We start from the raw sequence: 25,698 nt of genomic DNA, 5'->3' as shown, positions 1-25,698 counted from the left end.
GGGACTGTGCAGTTTCTTTATTCCTGAACTGTGGAACTGTGCAGAAGGCAGGGATAAGGGACAAGTTGGTTGTGCCTGCCATTGAGTGCATTAGGTTCTCCTTTCTTTGTGGGATAGCTGGAAATTGGGGAACTCGCGGTATAGGTATCCCCGGTCTCCAACTGTAGGGACTGGGGCCCCCGTGGATTCGTGGCGGATTTGCCGCGGCGGAAAAACAGAACGGCCCGATTCCTTGGGAATCGGGCCGTTTGTTTACTTATTTTTAGTTTGGCATAAATGACCATAATTGAGCGCAAAGTTGACGAAGTTTTTTGCGTAATCAAATCAATGACTTAGAAGATATTTTCCGTAAAAGGGCTTGACAGGGTTTTTCCACAGACACGGGAGCTAAGGAGCTTCAGGGAACGAAGCGCGCTTGTCTTTTTTTAGTGACGAACCGCCCGCCCAGTTGAGATACTGTCACCCACCGACGGGGCTTTTCCTGCCACCGTTACTGGGATTTCACAAATTCACATCATGACTGTTTGAGAGGTACAGGATACACTCCATGTCCCGTCTTCCTTTGTCTCTGCTCTTTGCCTTAACGGTTCTCTGCATTTTTATTCCATCCACCCCGGCGCAAAACGCAATCAACGCACCACGCATTGTGTCGGCTATCGATGAGTCCGCGCGCGTCACCCTCAAAGGCGGAGTTCCCGGCCATGCCCGTCCGCAATTTGATCGTGGCCGCGCCTCTGCAAGCGCACAGCTAACCAGCGTACGCCTTGTTCTAGCTCGCTCCGCACAGCAGGATGCGGCCCTGCGCAAATTCATGGGCGAGCAGATTAACCCATCCTCGCCCAACTATCACAAGTGGCTCACGCCGCAGCAATTCGGAAAGCTCTACGGCCCGTCCGACGCTGATATCAGCACGCTCGTCACCTGGCTCCAGGCGCAGGGCTTTACCGTGCAGCCCGTCGCTCCCGGCCGCATCAGCATCGCCTTCTCTGGTTCAGTTGCACAGCTTGAAGCCGCCTTCCAGACTGAAATTCATTCCTTCGATGTCAACGGCGAAGAGTTCCTCGCAAACGTCAAGAACCCCAGCATCCCCGCCGCTCTTGCGCCTGTCATAACTGGTGTTGCCAAACTCGACACCATCCAGCCCCGCCCACTTCACGTCGTCGTCGGCATGGGCCAGTTGAATGCGCAGACAAAGCGTCTGGCGCCGATTGAGGAGTCCTCTCAAATCAGTGGAGCAAGGCCATTCCTCACCACCTGCACCACCGACAGCAGCGGAAATTGTGAACAATACGGCCTCTATCTCACCCCTGCCGATGCGGCCAGCATCTACGATTCGCCTAACAGCTATAACGAAAAATTCACATCTTCGGGCACTCCCCAATACACCGGCTCTGGCGTTACCATCGGCATAGGCGGCAACTCACCCATTCAGGCCTCCACAGTAGTCAACTATCGTTCTCGCTTCCTCGGTGACACCACCGCGCCTACTATCACCAATCTCGTTTCCAATCCCGCTACCAACCCCAATGACACGGACGAAGCTTATATCGACACGGAGCTGGCCGGCGGCATGGCTCCCAAAGCGGCCATTCATTTTTACACCTCTGCTAACCTGACTGACGCCATCGAGCAAGCAGCCACCGACAATACGGTCGATATTTTCAGTCTCAGCTTCGGCTCCTGCGAAATGGGTATGGGCGCGGCCAGCAATACCTACTTCAACAATCTCTGGCAACAGTTCGCCGCACAGGGAATCGCCGTCACAGTCTCCACCGGAGACTCAGGCTCTGCCGGGTGTGACAACGACAATACCGAGCAGGCTGCGCAATCCGGTCTGCAGGTCAGCGGCTTTGCCTCTACGCCATACAACATCGCCGTCGGCGGCACGGACTTCTACGCCCTGCTGACGGATTTCAGCACCTATGTGGACACCAGCAGTTCCGGCAACGCTTCCACGTACTATCGCACTGCGGGAGGTTACATTCCTGAAGCAACCTGGAACGATTCCACCACTGCCAATGGTCTTCTAGCGCAGAATGCCCCTAATATTGACTCAAAGACCGGAAAGACCAACATCGTAGGCGGCTCAGGCGGCAAAAGTTCCTGCATTACCACCTCAAGCAGCGTTGTTAACGGAGTTGTCACAACCACCTGCGCCAGCGGCTACACGAAGCCATCCTGGCAGCAAGGCCCCGGAGTGCCTTCTGACAACGTACGGGACCTCCCCGACATCTCCCTCATGGCTGGCAACGGCTATGACAATGCCACATGGCTTGTTTGCACGGACACCACTGGCACCTCAGGCTCAACTACCATCACAGCCAATTGCTCAGACACCACCGTGAATGGCCAAAGCACGTTCTTCTTCGTTGGCTATGGCGGAACCTCCACATCCGCTCCCGCTTTTGCCGGAATTCTCGCCATGGTGCAGGAAATGGAGGGCAGCCGTCTCGGCATTGGCGCTGTGCAAACTCTGTATCAGCTCGCCGCCTCGTCCCACGCTGCTGCAGTCTTCCACGACACAACGCAGGGCAACATCTCAGTCCCATGCACGAGTGGATCTCCCAACTGCAGCAAGAACACAGCGGGCAACTATTTCCTTACCGGCTATGACACGGCTACTGGATACGATCTGGCTACGGGCCTGGGTAGCGTGGACGTAGCGCAGCTAATCAACTTCTGGCAATCTCCTTCGGGAACGCAAACGGCGACAGTTTCGCTCGGCAGCTCGATTCCATCTACCGTCTCCGTCAATGACTCGTTCTCTGTTCCCGTCACAGTCACCGGCTCTTCCGGCACTCCTACTGGCTCTGTCCGGCTGGTCATCAACTCCTTCTTTTACGGCGCGGTCTACACTGCCTCGAAGACACTGGAAAATGGAGCTGCCACGTTTACTGTGCCACCATACGCATTGCGCCAGGGCGATAACATCATCTATGCCAGCTATGGTGGAGACACTACCTACGCTTCGGCAGTCAGCGGAGACCCGTCCTTCACCGTCAATCCCATTACGCCCACGGTGACAGTTACCCCCTCGGCTGCCACTATCGGCAGCAGCGCTTCCTTTACTCTCGCAGTCAGCGTCAGCGGGCCGTCGGGCGCGCCCGTGCCCACCGGTTCTGTCGAAGGCTGGGCAGACAACAAAAATTTCCTTGTTCCGCAGGAACTCGTAAACGGTTCTTACACCTTTACAGTCCCTGCCAACTCGCTCACTCCCGGCAGTACGCCAATCGAGGTCGATTACGGCAGTGACGGCATCTACGGCAATGCCAGCGGCACAACCACCGTCAACATCACCGCGCCGGCAACGTTCTCGCTTAGCGGCTCCACGCCGAGCTTCATCTCTGCCGGCGCTTCTGCTTCTTCTACCATCACTGTCACCACATCAACCGCCTACGCAGGCTCCGTAGCTCTTACGTGCGCGCTGACATCTTCACCAAGCGGCGCACAACACTTACCCACGTGCATCGTTACCAGCTCCCCGGTTTCGCTCAGTTCTTCCGCTACCAGCGCAACCGCAACGGTAAACTTCTCCACTACCGCGGCATCTGCTGTCCCCGGTAAACTCGCAAAATCCAATGGGCTCAGGACCGGAGCCGCAACACTTTTAGCACTGCTTGTGTTCCTTGGAATCCCAGCCCGTCGCCGTGCCTGGCGCACCATGCTCGGCGTCCTCATCCTCATAGGGGCCCTCGGCGCCATTTCGGCCTGTGGAGGTGGCGGTAGCGGAGGTGGTGGAGGAGGGAACTCCAATCTAGGCACCACAGCTGGAACCTACACCTTCACGATCACCGGCACAGGAACCCCAGCCGTCACCCCTGCGCCCACCACTACCATCACCCTCACGGTGAACTAATCCCAAACACAAAACGGCCCGTCCGCAAGGACGGGCCGTTACATTTCAGATATCACAGCAGAATCGGCGGAGCAGGGAAGCGACCAGCAGTTGTCTGCTCTCGCCCCTGACTTACTTTACATTCCGCAGCTTATTCAGCAGGTCCTGCGGATGCACGGGTTTCGCCAGAATCTCAAAGTCATACCCCTGGGCCCGCGCCTTTTCCAGCAGATCGGCTGTCGCCGCTTGCCCGGAAAACAGCAAAATCTTAATCGAAGGCAGCAGTTCGCGAATCTTAATGGCGGCGTCGATGCCGGTCAGGTCGGCCATAATGACGTCGGAAATCAGCATATCGGGCTTAAACTCGGGTGCTATCTCAAGCGCTTTCTCGCCCGTATACACTGCACGCGCTTCAAAGCCGCTCTGGTTCAAAATCATCGCCAGCGTATCCGCAATGACGCGTTCGTCATCGGCCACCAGCACTTTAGGTTTAGAAGAAGTTTCGGACATAGTCTCCTGTTACCGTTCTCGATTTCTCAGTGACTCCTGGAGGCAATCCGTAGGCAGAATCATGGACAATGTCTTCTTTTGACACACTAACGAACCTGAGCAGCCAAGGGACTTCTCCCAATGATACGCTGAATCAGGAGCACTACCGTTCCACGGTTACACGCAAAAGTGCATCCCATCCATTCGAGTGATGCCTGATTTACCCGATTGCAACTCATTCATTCTACACTCGTCTTATTCGTCTCAATTTGAATTTTCAACCGTAGTAATAGAACCCTTCGGTACTGGAGTCACGTGCATGAGCGAGGCAACCATCCCCAACTCGACCGCCGCGCAAACCGGCAATCCGTCCGAAGCCATCATTCGTGCTGAAAAGATCGAGAAGTATTACGCCCAGCCCAGCGAAAACCGCATTCAGGTTATCGCGGCTACTGATCTCGAAATCCTCCCCGGCGAAATCCTGGCAGTCCTCGGTCCCTCCGGCTCCGGTAAATCCACCATGCTCCGCATGATGACAGGCCTTTCGCGCCCTTCCGCTGGCCAGGTTTATTGGCACGGCAAACCCATCGCTGAGGCACAGGTCAACGTCTCCATCGTCTTCCAGTCCTTCGCGCTCTTCCCCTGGCTCACCGTCCTTGAAAACGTGGAAGCCCCGCTGCAGGCCCGCGGAGTCGCTCCCGACGAGCGCCGCGAACGCAGCCTCCACATGCTGGAAACCGTCGGCCTCGAAGGCTTCCAGGCTGCCTATCCCAAGGAGCTCTCTGGCGGCATGCGCCAGCGCGTAGGCTTTGCCCGCGCCCTCGTCGTCGAGCCGGAAGTCCTCTTCATGGACGAGCCCTTCTCAGCACTCGACGTCCTCACCGCCGAAAACCTTCGCTCAGAATTACTGGAGCTATGGTCGAAAAAGACCATGCCTACCCGCGCCGTCTTTATCGTCACGCACAACATTGAAGAAGCGGTGCTCCTCGCCGACCGCATCATCGTTCTGGGCCGCAACCCTGGCCATATCCGCACAGACTTCCGAGTGCCTATTCCGCAGCCCCGCGACCGTAAATCGCAGGCCTTTACCCAGCTTGTCGATTACATCTACAAGGTGCTAACGCGCCCCGATGTAACGCCCGCCGAGGTGCCTACGCAACCCGATGGCCGGCCTATCCGCGACCAGCGCCAGATGCGCTATCAGATGCTGCCGCATGCCCGGCCCGGCGGTATTGCCGGCCTACTGGAACTGCTTATTGACCACGGTGGCCGCGACGATATCTACCGCCTCGCTGACGACCTTGCCTTTGAAATCGATGACTTGCTACCTATCGTGGATGCTGCGCAGCTTCTCGGCTTTCTCAAGGTGGAAGAAGGCGACGCCGCCATCACCGAATCCGGCGCGGATTTTGCCAACTCCGAAATTCTTCGCCAGAAAGAGCTCTTCCGCGAAGCAGCCACCACCAACGTGCTGCTGCTCCGCCAGATTGTTCGCGCCATCGAATCGAAATCCGACAACTCCGTTCCCGAAGACTTCTTCCTCGACATACTCGACGAGCAGTTTTCCGACGAGGAAAGTCTTCGCCAGCTCGACACCGCCATCAACTGGGGCCGTTACGCCGAGCTCTTCGACTTCGACGCCACCCGCCGCCGCTTCTTCCTGCCGAGCGATGAAGAAGAGGAAGCCGAATCCCTCACTAACGGAGACGAAGAGTGAAGCTTCAGCACCCCTTCGCGCGCTCTCTCGTTACCGTACGCCGTTCGCCATTCGTCATTGATGTTGGCGTGGCCTTCTGTGCGCTTGCGCTCTTCTTTGGTGTGCTTCACATCGCGCATTACTGGCTCGGCTCGCCCGCTCCTGTTGTGCCCATCTCGCACTCGGCCCGTGCGCTGCCGGTCTACGCCTTTTACTCCATCATGCGCATTGGCATTGCTTATCTGCTTTCGCTTGTCTTTGCCATTGCCTATGGATACATCGCTGTTTACAACCCGCGCATTGAAGCATGGATGGTTGCTGTCCTCGACATTCTCCAGTCCATCCCCGTTCAAAGCTTTCTTCCGCCGGTTGTCCTTGCCATGGTCGCTCTCATCCCGGGCCGTCAGCTAGGCATTGAACTGGCCGTCATCCTGCTCATTTTCACCGGACAGGTCTGGAACCTCGCATTCAGCTTCTACTCTTCGCTCAAATCCATTCCCCGCGAGATGACGGAAGCCTCACGCATCTATCGCTACTCCGCATGGCAACGCTTCTGGCAGCTTGAAATGCCTCACGCTACCATCGGCCTTGTCTGGAACTCCATTGTCTCCGTGGCCGGCGGCTGGTTCGCCCTCATGCTCTGCGAGATGTTCACCATGGGCGACCGCAACTTCCAGCTTCCCGGCCTCGGCAGCTATATGCAGTCCGCTGCGGAATCCGGCGATGTAACTTCGCTCATCAGCGGTATTGCTACCGTCATTCTTATCGTTGTATCCACGGACCAGCTTCTATGGCGTCCGCTCATTGCATGGAGTGACAAGTTCAAATTTGAGCAGGCGGAGTCCGCTGATCGCGTCGGCTCGCCCATCCTTGAACTCCTCCGCCATTCGCGCCTCAGCGCCGTTCCGGGCCGCATCTGGACAAGCCTCGAAGAGCCTATTTACCGCCGTCTGGCGCTGACCACAAAGCGTGTTAAGCCTATTGACGATGACGGCAGCAAGCGCCAAGGCTCTATCGTCTTCTGGACGCTTCTTACGGCGCTCCTCATTGCCGGCGCATGGGCAGCCCTGCAGGCTATAGCCATGCTCCACACCATCACCACGCATGAGCTGTTGTCGCTTCTTGCCGGAGCCTTCGCGACCTTTCTTCGCGTGAATGCGGCCCTGCTTATCTCCGCCCTTTGGACCATTCCTGTGGGCGTAGCTATCGGCTTCAATCCGCGCTTTGCGCGCATTGTGCAGCCCGTTGCGCAGGTTATGGCGTCGGTCCCGGCATCGGCTTTCTATCCGGTTATTCTTATGGGACTGGTAAAGATTGGCGCGGGCATTGGTGTCGGCTCTGTTGCGCTTATGCTGCTGGGCACGCAGTGGTACATCCTCTTCAATGTCATCGCCGGAGCTATGTCCATCCCTTCGGACCTTCGCGAAGTTACGCGCCTCTTTCACTTCTCTCGCTACCAGCGCTGGACGAAGCTCATTCTTCCCGGCATCTTTCCGTATCTCGTTACCGGCATGGTCACAGCCAGCGGCGGCGCGTGGAACGCTTCTGTCATGGCTGAGTATGCTCATGTGAAAAGCGGCATTTTGCAAACCACCGGCCTTGGCGCGCAAATCACCTCTGCCACCGACGCGGGGCGCTTTCCCATCATTCTGCTGGCCACCATTCTTATCTCGCTCATGGTCGTCACCATGAACCGCCTGGTATGGCGACGCCTCTACCGCCTGGCCGAAACCCGCTACAAACTCGAAGCGTGATTCCGGCTCGGTGGCACGGCAGTTTTATTTGCCTTTGTAATCGAAAAACAGGTCAGGGAACTCCTGTCTCAGCGCGTTAATCTTAGGCCGGTCACAGACTAAGATGTATGGATTATCAGCATTATGCAGCGCATAGTCCTGATGGTAGGACTCCGCATCATAAAAGCCCTTCAGCGGCGTTACCTGCGTCACAATCGGCTTGGCAAAGACATGCGCCGCATCAAGCTGCGCGATATATGCCGTGCTGAGCTTTTGCTGCTCCTCGCTGGTGTAGAAAATCGCTGAGCGATACGAGGTGCCTACGTCTGGTCCTTGCCGGTTGAGTTGTGTGGGGTCATGCGCTACCGAAAAGAAAATCTGCAGCAGCTTTCCATACGTAATCTTTGACGGGTCATAGACCACCTTGACGGACTCGGCGTGTCCGGTTCGTTCCGTTGTCACCTGGTCATAAGTTGCCGAAGCTGCGGAGCCACCGGAGTATCCCGCCGTAGTCGCAACCACGCCTTTCACGCGTTCAAAGACGGACTGGATTCCCCAGAAGCACCCTCCCGCAAAGATGGCAGTCTCTTTCCCAGGAGCCTTCGCGAGGGGAACGTCCGTTTGCGGAGCGGGGATCCCCATCCGCGTCTGCGCCGGCATGCAACCGGCAAGTCCAAGCGCAAAAATCGCTGCCAAGAAGTTTCGCCGAACGGAAACAAAACGAATCATACAAACCTCCACGTACTGCACTCTATTATTCGCTCGTACAAGCATAAAAGTTACGTGCTGCCCAATTCTTCCTGTTCCAAAATTCATAAGCCCTGTTGTAGGATGTTCTGGCCATGACGCAGACACAGGCCACGCGAGCCAAAATCGAAAGCATCGCGCCCTTCTTCCTCGTCAGCAATGTCCCGCAGACCATCGCGTTCTACCGCGACAAGCTGGGCTTTGAAGTGATGCACCAGCACCCTGAGAGCAATCCATTCTTCGCCATCATCAGCCGCGACGGCTCAATGATCTTCATCAAGTCAGACTCGAACACACCGCCGTTGCCAAACTCTTTGCGCAACCACGAGATAAAGTGGGACACCTATCTCTACGTCCCCGCCCCGGAAGCCCTCGCCGCTGAATTCACATCCGCAAACGTAATCTTCCACAAGCCACTCGGCATCACCACCGAGAACCTGCTCGGCTTCGAGCTAGCCGACCCCGACGGCTACATCCTCTTCTTTGGCCGGCCCAACTAACGCATCTTTGTACCCTGCACCCCACACCCTGTACCCTGTACTCATGATTCGAGTAGGCTTAATCGGCTTTGGCCTTGCGGGCCGCGTCTTCCACGCGCCACTTCTCGCCTCGGTAGAAGGTTTCGAGCTCGTCTCCGTCGTAGAGCGCACTACCAACGAAGCCTCCAAGCGCTACCCCGGCATAAAAACCGTCCGCAGCGTCGAAGCGCTCCTCGCCGACCCTACCCTCCAGCTCATCATCGTAGCCGGGCCCAGCAACACGCACTACGGCCACGCCATTCAGGCCCTTAACACTGGCAAGCATATCGTCGTGGACAAGCCCATGGCCATGCACTCCACGGAGATCGCCGAAATCCTGGCTTTGGCCGCATCGAAGAAACTCTTCGCCATCCCCTTCCAGAACCGCCGCTGGGACAGTGACTTCCTGACACTCCAGAAAGTGATGCATGAAGATTCTCTCGGCCGTATCGTCCATTTCACATCCCGCATGGACCGCTGGAATCCTGGCGCACCCCGCGTGCCCTGGAAAAACGACGCCTCCAACGGAGGCATCCTCTACGACCTCGGTACCCACCTCGTTGATCAGGCTCTCGTTCTCTTCGGCAATCCTCTCGGCGTCTCCGCCGAAGTTGTCCGAGAGCGCGACGGAGAAGGCCCCAATGACTCGTTCGTCATTCGTCTCCGCTATGCCGCCCACCGCGTCACTCTGGGCTCCAACCAGCTTTCCGCCATCCCCAGTTTCCGCTTCAGCCTCCGCGGAACCAAAGGCGGATTCCGTAAAAACGGCATCGACCCGCAGGAAGCCGCACTCAGCAAAATCACCCGCATCGACAACCCCAACTGGGGCCACGAGCCCGTCTCCGAATGGGGCACCAAACACATCGACCTCGACGGCGGCATCGACACCGAAACCGTAGAATCCATCCCCGGAGACTACCGCCAGTTCTACATCGGCCTCCGCGAAGCAATAGAATGCCACGCAGCAACCCCCACCAACGCCGCCGAAGCCTGGCGCACCGCCAAAGTCCTCGAATGGGCCAAACAAAGCTCGGATGAACGCAAAGAAATCGAGTGCGACTGGTCCACCGACCCGCGCCAAGGCTGCTTCGTAATCTACGGCTAAGGTAGGCCAGGGCTTTAGCCCTGCCAATAAGCAGCCTAAAAAGAAAAGGGCCTTCAGGCCCTGAGGCATGCGTCTTGCCGCTTTAGGCATCAACTCCATAACAGCGGTCGAAGAAGGATGTCATTCAATCAATGGTCAGTAGACAACAGAAAATCGGATTGCTTTCGCGAATAAACCGCGGAAAGGTGGTTATGCCATCGTTCCTGACCTCACTTTCAAGGGCATTAGAGTGTGCCGTGGAAAGGGATGCCCTTCAATCTCTGCCTGAGACAGATTTACTCTGGAAAATATACAGCGAAGGATATGGTCAGGCAGTTGTAGGAGCAGAATCGAGCTATAGATATATGTTTAGCGAGACAGAGGCCGCAAATATATTTCCGGTGCTGGAGTGCTTATCTTTTTCTCTTCAGGGTGAGACTGCATTCTTGCTGACAAAACAGAGCGAAATCTGTGGCGCTGTTGAAATAGATGTTTCTAATCTTCTCAGGCATTGGAAATCGATGATTAGCCTTGATGGAGACTCGGTCATGCTTGTTTCAAAAGATCGAATGCAAGGTTTCTTGATCGATTTCAATCCCGATGACAGGCACTGGCACTACGAAATTGCTGTTTGGGGAACTCGTTGGACCTCGCTGATCGAGGCCTGCAATCGCAGCTAGTTTCCTGTCTACGAACTATTACAGCTCCCGCCGCCCTTCCATAGCCCGAGCCATCGTCACCTCATCCGCATACTCAATATCACTTCCAGCAGGCACGCCGGTCGCAATCCTCGTAACCTTCACGCCACTCAACTTCAATGCCGAAGCCAACCAAGCTGCCGTAGCCTCACCCTCCAGCGTAGGACTCGTAGCCAGAATCACCTCATCAATCCCGCCACTCTCCACACGCTGCACCAACCCTTGAGCGCGCAATTGCTCCGGCCCCACACCATGCAGCGGAGAAAGCGTTCCATGCAGGACGTGATAAACCCCGTTATATCCTCGCGTCCGCTCCACCGAAGCAATGCTGGTAGGCTCCTCAACAACACAAACCATCCGCTGGTTCCGTGCCGGGCTCGCGCAATAAACACATGGGTCAACATCCGTAACGTTGTTGCAGATGGAGCAAAGCCGCAGACTTGCCTTCAGCCCCTCGACAGCCTCTGCCAGCGCACGCGCATCCTCATCGGACCCGCGCAGCAAATGGAACGCAAACCGCTGCGCGCTCTTCGTGCCCACTCCCGGCAGCTTCTTCAGTTCTTCAATGAGCCGCGCCATCGGCTCCGCATAACGTGACACGTTAGACCCTCAGCTCAAATCGTCCTGTAAACAATTCCCGCAAACACATCGGGAGTCAGCGCGCCCTTGGCCCAAACCGCATCAAACTCCGCCGTAGGCTTTTTCGCAATCGCTTCCTGTTCGGTGGCTCCGCTCTTCTTCAACGCTGCGACCTTCTCGCGCACGCCGCGCAGCATATCGCAGAACTGCTCCAGTTGCGCCTTGGTTCCCAGCGCTCCATGCCCCGGAACAATCTTCGTCTGCGTTCCGGCCATCGCCAGAGCACGCTCATTTGCGTGAATCATTCCGTCAATTCTGCCGCCCGTCCCCTCATCAATAATTGGATACATCCCGTTGAACCACGTATCCGCCACATGCAGCACATCGGCATTTGCAAAATGGATGAAGATGTCCGAGTCCGTATGCGCCGGCGCAAAATGTCCCAGCTTCAACTGGTCGCCGTTGTGCCAGATGCTCATCTCATCATCAAACGTCATTACAGGCAACGCCGCCGCCGGAGCAGCAGGCAAGTGCATGTTGAACAGTTGCAGCACGGAAGGCTTCGACAGCCGCTCACGTGTCTTTACATGCGACAGGATGCGAAACCCGGCCTCGTGCATTCCTGCATTACCGTCCGTGTGGTCAATGTGCCAGTGCGTATTAATAAGCAGGCTCGCCGGGTCGTTCCCTAAAGCATCGAGCGCAGCCTTCAGCTTTGCAGTCGCCGTGGAGAAACTCGAATCAATCAGCAGCTTTCCATCCGGGCCTGTCTGCGCCACCATGTTTCCACCCGCACCCTGCAGCAGATATACGTTGCCTGCAAGCTTCGTCGTCTTGATTGGCGTGCTTGCCGCAGCCGTCCGCATCTGCGTAGCGCGGTCTGGAGCAGCCTGCGCCATCATCCATCGCGGAACCAGCGTTGCGGCCCCCGTCGCTACGCTCAACCCAAGAAATCCCCTGCGATCCATCGCCTCTCCTTATTCCAGCCCCGGAATATTCAATCCACCCAACACGCCCTGCATCGCAGTCTTCATCGCATCCTCGGCTCTGCGTCCTGCGTCATTCACCGCGGCCACAATCAGGTCTTCCAGCATCTCCACGTCGGCACTCGAACCGCTCAATCCTGCCACGGCAGAAGGATCAATCTTTATCTTCAGCAGTTGCTTCTGGCCATTCACCGTAGCCGTCACCGCACCGCCGCCGCTTGAGCCTTCAGCAATCGTCTGCTCCAGCTTCTTCTTCAGTTCATCCTGCATCTTGCTTGCCTGGCTCAGCGCTTCAGCCATCTTCAACGGATTCATCATCTCTGGAATCTCCAAACTTACTTCGCTCGCAAATCGACTACGCTGCGCACGTCGGCGTTAAAAATCTCCTTCGCTTTCTGCACCAGCGGATTATTCAAAGCCTCTTCCTGAATGCTTCCCTTGATGGGAGCCGCGGCAGCTACTGCGCCTGCGGTCATACCTTCTCCAGGAACTACCATGAACCGCGCTGGTCCGCCGAGTTTTGCAAGCTCCGCGCGGATGATTTTTTCTGCCGCTGCGTTAAAGGTCAGGGCCATCATCTTCTTGCCCATTGCCACTTCAATGCGTAAATTCGCAGCATCCAGAATCCAGTTGCCCGCACCAAGCAGCATGGAAGCAGAGCCATGCCCATCCTCGGCCAGTGCCCGTACCACGCCATCCCGCAGCACATCTACGCTTACAGCGCCTGCAGCAGACACTAATGGCGCAGGATCAGCAGCAACAGGTTCTTCAACCACAACAGCCTCGGCAGGTTCTTCCACTGCGACAACTGCAACAGGCTCGGGGACCGCGACAGACGCAATGGGCGCAACAGGTTCGACGGCAACAGCGACTGGCTCTTCTTCCACCACTGTCTCGTCGGCCTTGGTCTCGACCACTGGAACTATAACTGGCTCTTCAACAGGCACAGCCGCACCCACGAGGAAGGGCATCGGCGCACGCGAAGGCTCTACCGCAGGCTCCTTTGCAACAGCAACAACCGCGGAAGCTGCACTCTGCTTAATCGTCGGTCCACCACCCCAGTTTCCGCCTCCACCAAACGGCGAAAGGGAAGGCGCAGCGCTCGGCGGAGCCGCAGGAGCAGCAGTTGCAGGCCGTGAAGGAGGCGCTGAGGCTGGTTTCGCCGGCGCACTCGCTGATACACCCGCTGTCCGCGCAGGAATGCCTGGGCCCGCCGCGCGCGCAGCACCAGCAGCGCTCAAAAACTCTTCCAGCGGCAACAGCCTCTGCGCATGTACCAGCTTCATCAGGCCCAGTTCCAAATGGAATCGCTGCTCCTGCCGGTAATTCAGCTCATCAAATGTTCGCAACACAATCTGCAGATTCCGCGTAAGCTCTTCTTCGGTAAACAATGCAGCAGTGCGCGCCGCACGCGCCCGTTCATCACCGGAAATTTGCAACAGCTCCGTCTGCTCACCGCCCAGCTTGGCCATCAGGGCATTGCGCAGGTAGCGAGCCATCTGTCGCGCCAGCGACGATGGGCTGTGCCCCGCGTTCAGCAGGACATGCAACTGCTCCATCAGCGAAGCGCCTTGGCCCGCTGAAACTGCTTCAAGAAGCCGCTCAAAGACAGCATTCGGAACTGAGCCCATCAGGTCGCGAATTTGCGCGGCTGCCAACACCGCCTTGCCATTTTCAACGGGGGCCGAAGCAATCGCCTGGTCCATGATGGAAAGCGCATCGCGCATCGAACCATCCCCAGCCTCAGCCAGCAACGCCAGGGCAGCATCTTCCGCCTCAACCTGCTCACGTGTCGCAATGCCACGTAGCTGCGCAAGAATGTCCTCAAACTTCACCGCATGAAAGCTGAAGTGCTGGCACCGTGACCGAATTGTCTGCGGAATATTCTCGGGCTCCGTCGTCGCCATCATGAACACAACATGCGACGGTGGTTCTTCCAGCGTCTTCAGCAGGGCATTAAACGCTGCTTCGGTAATCTGGTGCGCTTCGTCGAGAATGTAAATCTTGTACTTGTCTCTGGCAGGCGAGTACCGCGCCGCATCTCGCAGTTCGCGAATCTCATCAATGCCGCGATTCGTCGCCGCGTCAATCTCAATCACGTCAACAGCATTACTCTGACGAATCTCAAGGCACGAATCGCAAGCGAGACAAGGTTCCGGAGTAGGGCGTTCTGCTGAGCCAATCGCCGTGCGGCAGTTCAGCGCGGATGCAAGAATGCGAGCAATTGTGGTTTTACCAATGCCACGATGGCCGCTGAAGATGTAGCCATGCGCAATGCGCCCCTGCTGCAAGGCATTGAGCAACGTGCGCGTCACATGATCCTGGCCCGCCACATCGGCAAACTTTTGCGGACGATACTTCCTGGCCAGAACCTGATAACCCATTCCCACGCTCCTCAATGTCTCTTAGTGGATTGTATAAGGTGGCGCGGATAGTGACGAAGGACGAGTGACGAAGGACGAAAATACATTTTTCCGGTTAGTCTCTACCTTTCAGCGCAAGGAGCTTTAGCCGAATGAAAAAAGGCCGCCGGGAATTTCCCAAGCAGCCTTTTCGTCCTTTGTCACTCGTCCCTATTTTTTAGCTTTCTTCCTCTTCTTAACTTCCTCTTCCGAAAACATCGTCCCCCGGCACTTAGGCGTTCCGCAGTTGCAAAGCTGCTCATCGTCATCGCCGTCATACAGGTGGTAGTCGTAAGTAATCTCAGAGCCTGCGGGAATTTCCCGAAGCGCCTTAATCCACACCCGCCCCTCTACCACTTCCGTCTCGCAGTTGGGCGTGCAGCTATGGTTGATAAACATTGCCGTGCAATGCCCGTCTATAACAATGTCGCCCCGCCCCAGTCCAAAGAGATAGGTAAGCGGCGCGTCCTGGTAAAGCTCGTCGGCCAGCTCTTTGCTGATGCGTGGGCCCGTATATTCCGCAATCCGGCGGCCTCTCGTGATGCGGGTGGTGGTGTAGCAGCCGGCGGCGTGAATAGCGGACGAGCGAACGATGAGTGCCATAAGTATGCGATGCTTTCCTTAGGTGATTTTTCGGTTGGAAGAGACCTTCTGGAAGGCATCCTAACATTGAAGGGCTTGTTGAAAAGGAGCAATCGAGGCAGGAATGCACCAGCGGCATCAAACTCGCATAATGATCCTCGCCGCACTGGCACTTTTCGTCGCAACGGGGCAAGGAATTCAGGCTCAGGCGAACCAGCAAAAGCCTGTCAACCAACAACAGCAACCTGCTCCCGCCAAGCCTGCCAGCAATCTGGACTTTCCTGAAGATACCTCCAACGTGCCTGTTGTTCCCAGTAACGGTGGCGCGCCTGCTGCAGCCGCCGCCGACAACACGCCGCCGCCCCCGTTGCCCTCAGGGGACGCCGACCCTGTTCGCTCTCCTGACGAAACAACCTCTGTTGGAACCGCTGCTGATGGTGATTCTTCCAGCTCGTCCAGCGCTGCGGCCCTCGCGCACATGCCCGACATTGCCAACGAGCCGGCAGTAGACACAACGCAGCCGCATCACGCAGCTGATGACAAGCCGAAAAAGGTTCCCGGCCTCTTCAACCGTGGTAAAACCCCGGAAGAAGCCAAGCAGGAAACATCAGAAAGTGACCTCGACGTAGGCAACTACTACCTGAGCACGCACAATTTTCAGGGCGCTCTCTCACGCTTCCAATCAGCCCTGGTCCTCGACCCCGAAAACCCCGATGTCTATTGGGGCCTTGCCGAAACCCAGCGCAACCTGAAGGACTACGCCAACGCCAAGCAAAATTACCAAAAGCTCATCGACTACGATCCGACAAACAAGCATGCCAAGGAAGCCAAGAAGCTGCTCAAAGAACCGGAGCTAGCTAATGCCACGCCACAGAAGTAGTTAGAAACCTGCCCAGCGCAGGTAGGCGTGAATGATGCTGTTTCCCCAGAGCACACTCACAATGCCGCCAAGGGAAAGAAATGTTCCCAGAGGCAATCTCTGCGCTCCCCAGTTTTGATTTCGCAGGCGGGGAATAAACAGCATTCCCACTGCGACCAGCGCTCCCATCACAACGCCAAGAAAGAAGGCCAGCAACGCTCCCGGCAGCCCCAGCCACGCGGCCAGCATCGCCATCAGCTTCGCATCGCCCAGCCCCAACCCCTCTTTACGCCGAACCAGCCAGTAGATCCACCGAATCGCCAGCACCAGGAAGAACGTCAGCACAACTGCCACCAGCGCCTCCCATGCCGCCAGCCGCGCTGTCAGACCCTGCAGCCACCACGAGCGGTCCAGCGGAGAAAGCGTCGTTGTCAGCACAAACCCCAGCACCGTTCCCGGTATCGTCAGCCAATCCGGCAGCCACAGGTGTTCCGCATCCAACGCCGCCAGAGCGACCAGCAGCCAGCAGAGCGCCATTCTGCCGAGCGTGCTGGCGATGGAAATGTCGAAGTAGCTACCCCGCCAGTGAATGACATAGGAAAACCGCCAGGTCAGCATTGCCCACAGCACGCCAACGGCGGCCTCCACCACCACATATCGCACGCTAATCCGAACGCCGCATGTCCGGCACTTGCCGCCAAGCGCCAGCCAGCTCAAAACCGGCACATTCTCCCACCAGGTCAGCGTCCGTCCGCAGGCGCGGCAATGCGAGCGCGGCATGACCACACTCTCGCCCGCTGGCCAGCGGCTCAGCAGAACGTTCAAAAAGCTTCCAAATGCCAGCCCCAGCAGTCCGGCTAAAACTGTCCCAAAAATTCGCATCGTGCAGAAGGTGAGTATACGTTCCTAAGACGCTGCAACTCACGGAACCGCTTATCGCATCAAGCAGTTTGCTGGTTCTGTCACGAGGTCGCTATGCGCTCCAGCCACCAGGCCACCGCTGCCAGAGCAAAATAAAACACCAGTGCCAGCAGCTCTTCTCCGTGTAAATCGCCCGGTGGCGGACCAAAGTTATTCACCAGTTGCACCGCTTCCAGAACTATCGCGAAAATTACGAAGCCCAGACGTCCCTTCCGAATTCTGCGCAGATAAACTGCCAACCCGCCAAACAGGACGGCGGCCTCCAGCACGGTTCCCAAAACGGCATATCCCCAAAGCCCAAATCCTACCTTGTACTGGTTTCCAATCAGCGGCAAATCCGGGGCATGCACCAGCAAATCCAGCACCCAATGCGAAAATACCGCCCCGCCGACGGTCCACGCTGTGGCCCATCCATCCTTCGGCCTTGCCAGCCGGTAAGCCACCGCCGTGAGTATGGACGACAGCAGCACCGTATCCAGCCCATGCGTCCACGGCATGTAATACAAATCGAGCGAACTCAGTGCCAGAAACCCCGGCACAATCCGGAATTTCTCAATGCCAAAATACGTCAGCATCGCCCACGCAATATCAATTGCCTGCACGGCGACAAACAGCACCCACAGCGGAACCCGCTTCTCCGCAGCCTTCAGCCCAAACGCAGCCCCGTAGTGTCCTGTAAACACGCGTACTCTTCCTCGTTGCTCTCAATCAGAAACCGCACCACAGCTACGCATGTTTCGGAATCATAGTTCCGCCTCGTGCAAACCGTTTTGACCATATCGCGTTAAAATGAACAAGATGGATTCCGCGCCCAAGCAGTCCAACCAGCCTCCAAGCGCTCCCGCGCAGGAGTCCGTTCTTGTATCCAACCCTGCGCAATCTGCAGACCTCTTCGCGCAGTCCGTCGAAATTATGGCCCGCCTTCGCGCTCCCAATGGCTGCCCGTGGGACCAGGCCCAAACCCTCGACTCCATCCGTAAGTACACCCTTGAAGAGACTTACGAGGTCTTTGACGCCATAGAGCGTCGCGACTACCTGCACCTCGCCGAAGAACTAGGCGACCTCCTGCTGCAAGTCCTCTTCTACTCCGAAATAGCCGCCAACGAAGGCCATTTCACCATCGCGGACGTTCTCAATCACTTGAACCGGAAGCTAATCCGCCGCCATCCCCACGTCTTCGGAGAGGAAGCCTCCCGCGCTGCTGGCAACAACGCCCCCGTAGATTCCAACGCGGACAGCGCCGAAAAAGTCCTCCGCAACTGGAACGAAATCAAGGCTGCGGAAAAGGCTGCAAAACCGGCCCCAGCTAGCCAATCCCGCCTCGACGAAGTTCCCCGGGCTATGCCCGCCCTCTCAGAGGCCGCCAAGCTCGGTTCTAAGGCTGGTAAATCCGGCTTTGACTGGCCGGATTGGCGCGGGCTTCTTCCGAAAATTGCCGAAGAGACCGCCGAACTGGAAACCGAAGCTGCCGCAGATCCGGCTGATAAGCAGGCCATCGAATCCGAACTCGGCGACATTCTCTTTACCGCCGTTAATTTGGCCCGCCATCTCCGCGTAGACCCCGAAATGGCCCTCCGTGGCACCAATCTCCGCTTCCGCCAGCGCTTTGCGGAAATGGAGCGAACCGCCTCCAGGCCTCTCGAAGACCTGACCCCGGACGAACTCGAATCCCTATGGGCCGGAGCCAAAAAGACCCTAGCCAGCAAGGCACTCCCAAAACCATGAGCCAGCAGAAAGACGCCATCCAAATCCGCAGTTGCCAGGGCCGTGACGAATTTGAAGCCTGCGTCCAGCTCCAGGTGGAAACCTGGGGCTACGACCCGGCAGACCTCATTCCCAACCGCACCTTCATGCTGGCGCAAAAAATCGGTGGCCAGGTCATCGGAGCCTTCGACACCAGCCTTCCCGGCGAACCCGAACATGGAAGTGCCGCCTCTTTAATCGGTTACGCCATGGGCATTCCCGGCATTAAACCGCCCAACACCCCTGGCGACAGATACTACATCCACTCCCACATGCTGGCCGTCCGTTCCGCATACCGCAACCGCGGCCTCGGCGCCCGCCTCAAGCTCGTCCAGCGTGAAGAAGCCCTTTCCCGCGCTATCCGCCGCATGGAATGGACCTTCGACCCTCTCGAAATCAAGAACGCTTTTCTCAATATCCACAAGCTCGGCGCAATAATTCGTACCTACCATGCCGATTTTTATGGTGTATCCTCTTCTCGACTGCAAGGCGGCCTGCCCACAGACCGTCTCGTTGCCGAGTGGTATCTGGATTCACCTCACGTCACGCAAATACTGAACTCCGGCCCCCGCGAGCTGTTCGATATTCAAGAGCGTATCACCGTCCCGGCCTCCATTTATGACTGGAAAGCCTCTGACGCCACCCGCCACCTCGCAGCCCAGGTTCAGTTAGAGAACCGCCACAGGTTCCAACAGGCTTTTTCCCAGGGCCTCGCCGTAGTCAGCTTCACACGCGACACTCAGGGAAATGGAACGTTCGAGTTAGCCCCATTTGTTCAGGTAAAAACTGGCATCTAAGACGTAAGACGCAAAAGGAAAAATCCATACCATGAAAATAGATGGCATTGTTCTCCGCGAACTGCACATCCCCCTAGTACGTCCCTTTGAAACCAGCTTCGGCGTAACACGCGACCGCCGCGTCCTCCTCGCCGAAGTCCGCTCCGAAGGTCTCATCGGCTGGGGCGAGTGCACTGTTGGCGAGCACCCCCACTTCTCCGAGGAATATACAGACGGCGCATGGGACGTCCTGCTGCGTGAACTCGGTCCCAAGCTGGCCGCAGCGGAAACTGTCGAGCACGGCGGCGAAATGCCTGACCTCTTCCAGCAGGTTCGCGGCCACCGCATGGCCAAGGCCTCGCTTGAAAACGCCATCTGGGATCTCGAAGCCCAGCGCGAAAGCATTCCGCTTGCACGTCTCCTCGGCGGCGTCCGCGACGTCATCCCCTGTGGTGTCTCCCTCGGCATTCAGAAATCCATTCCCGAGTTGCTCGACGTCATCGAAAAGGAACTCGCCGCCGGTTACCAGCGCATCAAGCTCAAGTGCAAGCCGGGCTGGGATGTTGAAGTTTTTGAGAAGGTCCGCAATCGTTATCCCGGCATCACCTTGAGCTGCGACGCCAACTCAGCCTACCGCCTGCGCGACGCCGACCACATCGCAACATGGGACCAGTTCGACTTGCTCATGATTGAGCAGCCCATGTGGCACGATGACTTCTACTACCACTCCATCCTGCAAAAGCGCCTTGAAACTGCTATCTGCCTCGACGAGTGTATCCGCAACCGTCGTGACGCCCTCGCTGCCATCGAGATGGAGTCCTGCCGCATCATCAACATCAAGCTGGGCCGTGTCGGCGGATTCTCGGAAGCCATCGCCGTCCACAACGCCACGCTGGAACGCGGCATCCCCGTATGGTGCGGAGGCATGCTCGAATCCGGCATCGGCCGCTCCCACAACATCGCCATCTCCAGTCTCGAAAATTACTCCCTCCCCGGAGACGTCTCCGCCTCCAAGCGTTACTGGAAGGAAGACATCATCGAGCCTGAGGTTACAGTGAGCAGCCAAGGCGAAATCACTATCCCTGACACTCCCGGTCGAGGCTATGAAGTCAAGTACGATCTCATAGAAAAGCTGACCGTCCGCAAAGAAACCGTCCGCGCTCTAGTCACTGCATAAATAAAGAAGGACGAAGAGAACATGCACAGAGTCTGAGCTTTGCGGTTTTTTCGTCCTTCATCCTTTGTCACTCGTTCCTATTCCACGGAACAAATACCCGCCCAATCCGTACACTACAAACGGCAGTGCAACTTTCCCCGCCAATCCGCGTCTCAATCCGGAGAGGCAGATTGCGCAGCAAGTCAGCATCTGCCGGAGGAATATAGAAGTGACACCTCAAGAACAGCAGCTTTTAGAGCAGCTAGCCCAGCGCATCAACGAGACCAGGCTTACCGAAAAGGATCCTGAAGCCGAAGCCTTTCTAGGCAAAGAGTTGGGTAAAAACCCCGACGCGCTCTACATCTTCGCGCAAACCGTGCTCATCCAGGACATCACTCTCCAGCAGGCCAACTCGCACATCGCCGATCTCGAACGGCAGATCGAAGAGCTTCAGCAGCAGCTTGAAGCCGATGAGCAGGAAATCGGCCAGCTTCAGCAGGAGGTCCAGCAGCGGCAGCAGCCCGCCAAATCAGGCAGTTTCCTTGGCCGCATCTTCGGCAACCCTCAACCCGGCGCACCTCCACCGCAGTCGCAGTTCCAGCCCGTGCCGCAATCCGGCTACCAGCAGTCTGCCCCGGCCTATCAGCCGGTCCAGCAATACGCTCCTCCGGCACAGCAATATCAACAGCCGCAATACATTCCCGCACCCCCCATGGGCGGCATGCCAATGGGAGGTCCAATGATGGGCGGTCCCGTCGTCATGGGTGGCCAGCCCAGTTTTCTTCAGGGAGCTATGCAAACCGCAGCAGGTGTAGCCGCCGGAACTCTAGCCGTAGAAGGCGTTGAGTCTTTGCTTCATGGTTTCGGAGGCCATCATGGTGGAGGTTACGGCCTGGGCGGATTTGATGGTGGCTACGGCGGCCAGCGACCCGTAGAAGAAGTCATCAACAACTATTACGGAGACGACCGGGAACGCGAGCACGAACACCACGACGGCAGTTTCGACACAGGTTTTGGCGGTGAAGAACACTCGCACCACGAAGGCGCACGATTTGCCGACACCGGCAGCGACAATTTCGCCGACCCTGGCCTCAACAGCGAGCTGGATGATACCGACAGCTTCAATGACACCGGTAGCTACGATGACTCAAGCAATTTCGACGACAACAGCAGCTTCTAGCTAAGCCGCATAAGCAGTTGCTCCACAGCATCGCAGGCGGAAACGGCACCGCTTTCCGCCTGCATCTGTTTCTGCATCTCAGCAGCCCGTGCCGTAAATTTTTCTTCCGCAATCAGCCTCTGCAACGCTGCAGCCGCGCGCTCCGCAGAGTACTTCTTACGCGCAATCCTGAGCCCACTTCCAATTCGAGTAATCCTGGCCGCTTGATCCGGTTGATCCCATCCAAAGGGAACAATCAACATTGGCCTTCCTGCCAGCATCGCCGCACCTGTTGTACCCACACCGCCTTGGTGCACAATCACCGCACATCGCGGAAACACCAGCGAATAAGGCGCATATCCAATAATCACTACGTCCGGGTCGCCCGTGTGCATCGCGTCATCCGCGCCAATCAGCAGCGCTCTCCGCCCCACGCGCTTCGCCGCTGCCAAACTGGTCTCATAAAATTTCCCCGGAGAAAACACCGCCGTCGAGCCCTGCGTAAAAACAATCGGAGGCTCGCCTTCGGCAAGAAAGCGTATCAGCTCATCCGAAAGTTGTTCCTGCCCATCTGTCTTGTCATAAAACACAAACCCCGTCTGCGCTGTATTCACAGGCCAGTCCCGCTGCGGCTCGGCAAGCGAACGCGAAAACATCGCCAGTACCAGCTCCGGAGAAAACTTATCGCTCAGCAGAGGATGAACTCCCGGCCCCAATCCCTCTTCGCGCCGCAGCTCCCGAACCGGCTTCCACCAGTGATTGGTAGCGGCAGCACTCAGCCGTAACATCATGCGATGAACTCCCGCCCCCGTCCATCGCAGATACTCCAGCTCTTCCGCAGGCGGAAGCACCGGCGGATCATAAACAGAAAAGAAAGTACACGGCGACAGAATCTCCGATGCCCAGTGCAGATGCAGCTTTTCCGCAACCAGAGGAGCCGCACACACCAGTTCTCCCGCAATCATCAGATCAACATTCTGTGCAGCCGCAAGCAGGTCGTCATAAGTCTCGCGCAGATATGGCAGCACACCCTCACGCAGCAATTTCTCCGACCCGCGCCGAATGTCATTGAACTGCGCAATCAGATTGCTATCCGTTGGGTCCCACGCAGGCCGCAGTGGCGCAAACTCCATCCCCAGCGCTTCTACCCTCTCGCGGTAATACGGAGTGCTCGCAATGCGAATGAAATGCCCGCGCAGCTTCATCTCCAACGCGAGCCCAAAGACAGGATGCAGATCACCCAGCGAGCCAATACTGGCAAAGAGAACACGTCGTTTGAGTAGTGGATCCGGCATAGTGTTCCGCAAGGATGATCGTAGCCGCTTCCCGGCGAAGGGAAAAATCTGCTTTTATTTTCTACTCCCTATTCCCTGTCTTTTGCTTCTTCCCCCAATCAAACCGCCGCCCCACAATCGCCTTTACCATCCAGTGATCCGTTGCAGACGTGGCCCCAATCCCCACGCCAACGTTAATCTCCCACTTCGGTGAAACATTCAAATCCGTAGCTGCAAAAATCTGCTGCTGTTGGTCATGTAACGAAGCAATGTCGGCAATATTCCCATAATCCGCGTAATACTCAACCCCCGCCGTAACCTTCTTCGTAAAGTCGTAGCTCACCTTCACGTTTGGAGCAAACCCGACGCCCTCACCCACGCCCGGCCCATGCCACGACCTCTCAAGCGCAGGGTTAATCGCCCAATACCACCGCCCCGACTGCTTATCGACAATCGGACGAATCTCCCACGTCCACGTGTCCTGGTCAAACAGCGCCCGCTGATAACCAACCTCGGTAGAAAGGCTCACCCCCACCGGCCACCGCCAGTTTTCCGGTACGCGTACCCGCGGACGAATGTGATCGCCCACCCACTGCACGCCCATGCCATTCTGCTCGCTGGTAAAAACGTAAAAGCCAACCTCAGCCCAATCATTCAAGCCCTGCGTAATCTCCAGCGTTTCATGCTCCGCATGATGCGTTGCTGCTACGCCATCCATCATCGGATGCCCCACAGCCGTGAAATTCGAGTGCATCTCCACCATCGTGCTGCCTGCGGGAACCGTTTCCGCTCCATACACCTGGATCTCATAATTTCCCTGCGCGTGCGTCGCCGTCGCCGCGCCCATCAAGCAGAAAAGCAGAGCTAAACGTAAAAATGAGGATTTCAATGGGTCTCCCAAATCAAACGAAGTGAAATGTCTGTCATCCTGTGCATGATGCACACTTCATGCAGAATTGAGTGGTCTCATCCTGAGCGTAGCTGTTCTTCCATATGGAATGAAGAGTCAGATGCTTCTCTCTCGTTGAGTCCACCATCAAGCCCACCATCAGGCTAGGAGCCATACTCAAACACAGTCATAAACCCCAGGTCCATGTGATCCTGCTGATGACAGTGAAAGAGTGTGTTTCCAGGATTATCGGCAATCACATCCACTTCCGTTAGCGAGTTCGCTTTCGCAATCACCACATCTTTGAAGACGCCACTCGTAGCCCGTCCGTCCACGCGCCGCAACTCAAACGCATGGCGATGCAGATGCACCGGATGATCATCCATGCTCTTGTTATCGAAAACCAGTCGATTCCGTTTTCCCCGAGCCAGCTTCAATCCCAAATCTTCCGGAAACGACTTCCCGTTAATCATCCACTTGTTCAGGGCTCCATGGCCGTTAAATTTCGATGTGAAGATCATCGGCGTTGTGTTATCCGCTGCAACCTCTTTCACCACCGCATCTCCAAACGCCGCATAATCCCAGTGCAGGGAACCGGGCTCCATCCAACGTGCCGCTCCGGAAGCCCCCGCATACTCCACAACCACACCCATCCCCGCGCCGCGCAGCTTCGCATCCACCTCGCCCATCACCCACACTCCGGGGGCATTCATCTCCACTATTGCTGAAACTCTTTCCGCGGGTCCAAGCCGCAGTGCATTTACGCGAGTCTGCGTAGGTACAGGCCGTCCATCCAGCGCCACCACCCGGAACGAATGTCCCGCCAGCGCCACCCAATGCGTCACAGTAGCGCTCGCATTCAGCACATGCAGCAGCACGCGCTCCCCAGTCTTCACGCGAATAGGCTCACCCGCCCCCAGCATCTTCCCATTCACGGAGCCGTAGCGATACTGAACCTCCTGCGCCCCATCATCACTCGATACAAAATAGGGCTCCCACTCATGCAAAACCACAAACTCCTCGCGGCCATATGCACCGGGATTCTCTTTCGGTTCCACATACAGCACCCCAAACTGCCCGGAATACAGTCCCCGCTTCAAATCCCGCCCTGCAGCAGTATGCGTGTGATACCAGTGCATCCCCGAAGGCCGCGCCACAAACTCCACGCGCTGCGAGCCGCTGGCAGGACACATGGGCGTCCCTTCTTCCATAGCCCCATCCACATCGGAGGGAATCCACTGCCCATGCCAATGCACAATCTCAGGCCGAGCCAGCTTGTTCACAATCTCCACCGCCACCCGCTGCCCCTCACGCACCCGAATCAGCTTCCCCGGAGCCATCCCGCCATACGTCACTGTCTTAATCACGCGCTTCGGGGCAATCTCCCACTCCGTCTCTGCAATCTCAATCGAGTAGTCCGCCGCCGAAACATTCGCAGCCTGTGCCCAGAGCGCATCCCGCCCCATGAGTACCAAAGGCGCCGCTGCCCGGACACCCAATCCTAAAAACTCTCTCCGCGAAGATCGCATGGTTTCATTGTCCCCCCGCGAAGCCCTTCTCGTCCTTCGTCAC

General features: G+C 57.1%; 23 protein-coding genes. 11 read left to right on the top strand and 12 right to left on the bottom strand.

The features are described 5' to 3' along the window. Nucleotides 1-547: 547 nt before the first annotated feature. The gene (locus AC5S3R_RS05300) at nucleotides 548-3,856 is read left to right on the top strand and encodes a protease pro-enzyme activation domain-containing protein (protein ID WP_494265929.1); all 3,309 of its coding nucleotides are present in this window, start codon (nucleotides 548-550) and stop codon (nucleotides 3,854-3,856) included. A gap of 111 nt (nucleotides 3,857-3,967) precedes the next feature. Here AC5S3R_RS05300 and AC5S3R_RS05295 read toward each other — a convergent pair whose 3' ends face one another. After that, nucleotides 3,968-4,345 (bottom strand): response regulator, encoded by a 378-nt coding sequence (locus AC5S3R_RS05295; RefSeq protein WP_494265927.1) that lies wholly within the window; start codon nucleotides 4,343-4,345, stop codon nucleotides 3,968-3,970. A gap of 298 nt (nucleotides 4,346-4,643) precedes the next feature. Here AC5S3R_RS05295 and AC5S3R_RS05290 point away from each other — a divergent pair, with 298 nt between their 5' ends. Together AC5S3R_RS05290 and AC5S3R_RS05285 are read left to right on the top strand one after the other, a co-directional pair. After that, nucleotides 4,644-6,041, top strand: coding sequence for an ABC transporter ATP-binding protein (locus tag AC5S3R_RS05290; protein WP_494265925.1), 1,398 nt, complete (start codon nucleotides 4,644-4,646; stop codon nucleotides 6,039-6,041). After that, nucleotides 6,038-7,774 carry an ABC transporter permease gene (locus AC5S3R_RS05285; protein ID WP_494265923.1) on the top strand — a complete coding sequence of 579 codons (1,737 nt, stop codon included), beginning with the start codon at nucleotides 6,038-6,040 and terminating at the stop codon, nucleotides 7,772-7,774. Before AC5S3R_RS05290 ends, AC5S3R_RS05285 begins: the two co-directional genes overlap by 4 nt. A gap of 24 nt (nucleotides 7,775-7,798) precedes the next feature. Here AC5S3R_RS05285 and msrA read toward each other — a convergent pair whose 3' ends face one another. Then, on the bottom strand, nucleotides 7,799-8,482 hold the full coding sequence (gene msrA / locus AC5S3R_RS05280; protein ID WP_494265921.1) for a peptide-methionine (S)-S-oxide reductase MsrA: 684 nt from the start codon (nucleotides 8,480-8,482) through the stop codon (nucleotides 7,799-7,801). 113 nt (nucleotides 8,483-8,595) lie between these two features. Between msrA and AC5S3R_RS05275 the strand changes: the two genes are divergently transcribed. The 3 genes from AC5S3R_RS05275 (at nucleotide 8,596) to AC5S3R_RS05265 (ending at nucleotide 10,782) form a co-directional block, all read left to right on the top strand. Further along, nucleotides 8,596-9,000, top strand: a complete 405-nt coding sequence (locus AC5S3R_RS05275; protein ID WP_494265920.1) for a VOC family protein — start codon at nucleotides 8,596-8,598, stop codon at nucleotides 8,998-9,000. Between the two features lie 43 nt (nucleotides 9,001-9,043). Beyond that, nucleotides 9,044-10,123, top strand: a complete 1,080-nt coding sequence (locus tag AC5S3R_RS05270) for a Gfo/Idh/MocA family oxidoreductase (protein WP_494265918.1) — start codon at nucleotides 9,044-9,046, stop codon at nucleotides 10,121-10,123. 191 nt (nucleotides 10,124-10,314) lie between these two features. Further along, on the top strand, nucleotides 10,315-10,782 hold the full coding sequence (locus AC5S3R_RS05265) for a hypothetical protein (RefSeq protein WP_494265916.1): 468 nt from the start codon (nucleotides 10,315-10,317) through the stop codon (nucleotides 10,780-10,782). 18 nt (nucleotides 10,783-10,800) lie between these two features. Here AC5S3R_RS05265 and recR read toward each other — a convergent pair whose 3' ends face one another. The 5 genes from recR to AC5S3R_RS05240 all read right to left on the bottom strand — a co-directional run bounded on the left by recR (nucleotide 10,801) and on the right by AC5S3R_RS05240 (nucleotide 15,370). Continuing rightward, the gene (recR, locus tag AC5S3R_RS05260; RefSeq protein ID WP_494265914.1) at nucleotides 10,801-11,400 is read right to left on the bottom strand and encodes a recombination mediator RecR; all 600 of its coding nucleotides are present in this window, start codon (nucleotides 11,398-11,400) and stop codon (nucleotides 10,801-10,803) included. Nucleotides 11,401-11,414: 14 nt separating this feature from the next. After that, nucleotides 11,415-12,347 carry an MBL fold metallo-hydrolase gene (locus tag AC5S3R_RS05255; RefSeq protein WP_494265910.1) on the bottom strand — a complete coding sequence of 311 codons (933 nt, stop codon included), beginning with the start codon at nucleotides 12,345-12,347 and terminating at the stop codon, nucleotides 11,415-11,417. A 9-nt stretch (nucleotides 12,348-12,356) separates the two neighbouring features. After that, nucleotides 12,357-12,683 (bottom strand): YbaB/EbfC family nucleoid-associated protein, encoded by a 327-nt coding sequence (locus AC5S3R_RS05250; RefSeq protein ID WP_494265908.1) that lies wholly within the window; start codon nucleotides 12,681-12,683, stop codon nucleotides 12,357-12,359. A 17-nt stretch (nucleotides 12,684-12,700) separates the two neighbouring features. Continuing rightward, nucleotides 12,701-14,749, bottom strand: a complete 2,049-nt coding sequence (dnaX, locus tag AC5S3R_RS05245; protein ID WP_494265906.1) for a DNA polymerase III subunit gamma/tau — start codon at nucleotides 14,747-14,749, stop codon at nucleotides 12,701-12,703. A gap of 189 nt (nucleotides 14,750-14,938) precedes the next feature. Continuing rightward, nucleotides 14,939-15,370 (bottom strand): SET domain-containing protein, encoded by a 432-nt coding sequence (locus AC5S3R_RS05240; RefSeq protein ID WP_494265904.1) that lies wholly within the window; start codon nucleotides 15,368-15,370, stop codon nucleotides 14,939-14,941. Nucleotides 15,371-15,473: 103 nt separating this feature from the next. Between AC5S3R_RS05240 and AC5S3R_RS05235 the strand changes: the two genes are divergently transcribed. After that, the gene (locus tag AC5S3R_RS05235) at nucleotides 15,474-16,229 is read left to right on the top strand and encodes a tetratricopeptide repeat protein (protein ID WP_494265903.1); all 756 of its coding nucleotides are present in this window, start codon (nucleotides 15,474-15,476) and stop codon (nucleotides 16,227-16,229) included. Here the strand turns inward: AC5S3R_RS05235 and AC5S3R_RS05230 are convergent, their stop codons facing one another. Together AC5S3R_RS05230 and AC5S3R_RS05225 are read right to left on the bottom strand one after the other, a co-directional pair. Then, on the bottom strand, nucleotides 16,230-17,090 hold the full coding sequence (locus AC5S3R_RS05230; protein WP_494265901.1) for a prepilin peptidase: 861 nt from the start codon (nucleotides 17,088-17,090) through the stop codon (nucleotides 16,230-16,232). An 80-nt stretch (nucleotides 17,091-17,170) separates the two neighbouring features. Continuing rightward, entirely contained in the window at nucleotides 17,171-17,812 is a 642-nt protein-coding gene (locus tag AC5S3R_RS05225; RefSeq protein WP_494265899.1) for a hypothetical protein, read from the bottom strand. A gap of 106 nt (nucleotides 17,813-17,918) precedes the next feature. Between AC5S3R_RS05225 and mazG the strand changes: the two genes are divergently transcribed. From mazG to AC5S3R_RS05205, 4 genes are all read left to right on the top strand, one after another. Next, nucleotides 17,919-18,854 carry a nucleoside triphosphate pyrophosphohydrolase gene (gene mazG / locus AC5S3R_RS05220; protein ID WP_494265897.1) on the top strand — a complete coding sequence of 312 codons (936 nt, stop codon included), beginning with the start codon at nucleotides 17,919-17,921 and terminating at the stop codon, nucleotides 18,852-18,854. Continuing rightward, nucleotides 18,851-19,669 carry a GNAT family N-acetyltransferase gene (locus AC5S3R_RS05215; protein WP_494265896.1) on the top strand — a complete coding sequence of 273 codons (819 nt, stop codon included), beginning with the start codon at nucleotides 18,851-18,853 and terminating at the stop codon, nucleotides 19,667-19,669. The genes mazG and AC5S3R_RS05215 overlap by 4 nt, the downstream gene beginning before the upstream one ends. A gap of 31 nt (nucleotides 19,670-19,700) precedes the next feature. Beyond that, nucleotides 19,701-20,825 (top strand): o-succinylbenzoate synthase, encoded by a 1,125-nt coding sequence (gene menC, locus AC5S3R_RS05210; protein ID WP_494265894.1) that lies wholly within the window; start codon nucleotides 19,701-19,703, stop codon nucleotides 20,823-20,825. 208 nt (nucleotides 20,826-21,033) lie between these two features. Continuing rightward, on the top strand, nucleotides 21,034-21,984 hold the full coding sequence (locus AC5S3R_RS05205; RefSeq protein ID WP_494265892.1) for a DUF2076 domain-containing protein: 951 nt from the start codon (nucleotides 21,034-21,036) through the stop codon (nucleotides 21,982-21,984). Here the strand turns inward: AC5S3R_RS05205 and AC5S3R_RS05200 are convergent. The 3 genes from AC5S3R_RS05200 to AC5S3R_RS05190 form a co-directional block, all read right to left on the bottom strand. Then, nucleotides 21,981-23,258, bottom strand: coding sequence for a glycosyltransferase (locus AC5S3R_RS05200; protein WP_494265890.1), 1,278 nt, complete (start codon nucleotides 23,256-23,258; stop codon nucleotides 21,981-21,983). The two genes, AC5S3R_RS05205 and AC5S3R_RS05200, sit on opposite strands and share 4 nt — an antisense overlap. 61 nt (nucleotides 23,259-23,319) lie before the next feature. Next, the gene (locus AC5S3R_RS05195) at nucleotides 23,320-24,126 is read right to left on the bottom strand and encodes a hypothetical protein (RefSeq protein WP_494265888.1); all 807 of its coding nucleotides are present in this window, start codon (nucleotides 24,124-24,126) and stop codon (nucleotides 23,320-23,322) included. Nucleotides 24,127-24,290: 164 nt separating this feature from the next. Further along, a complete protein-coding gene (locus tag AC5S3R_RS05190) occupies nucleotides 24,291-25,625 on the bottom strand; it encodes a multicopper oxidase family protein (RefSeq protein WP_494265886.1) in 1,335 nt (444 codons plus the stop codon). Nucleotides 25,626-25,698: the final 73 nt, after the last annotated feature.

Source organism: Occallatibacter sp. FHG110214_02 (assembly GCF_059115385.1).
This window is presented reverse-complemented; position numbering and strand designations above follow the sequence as displayed.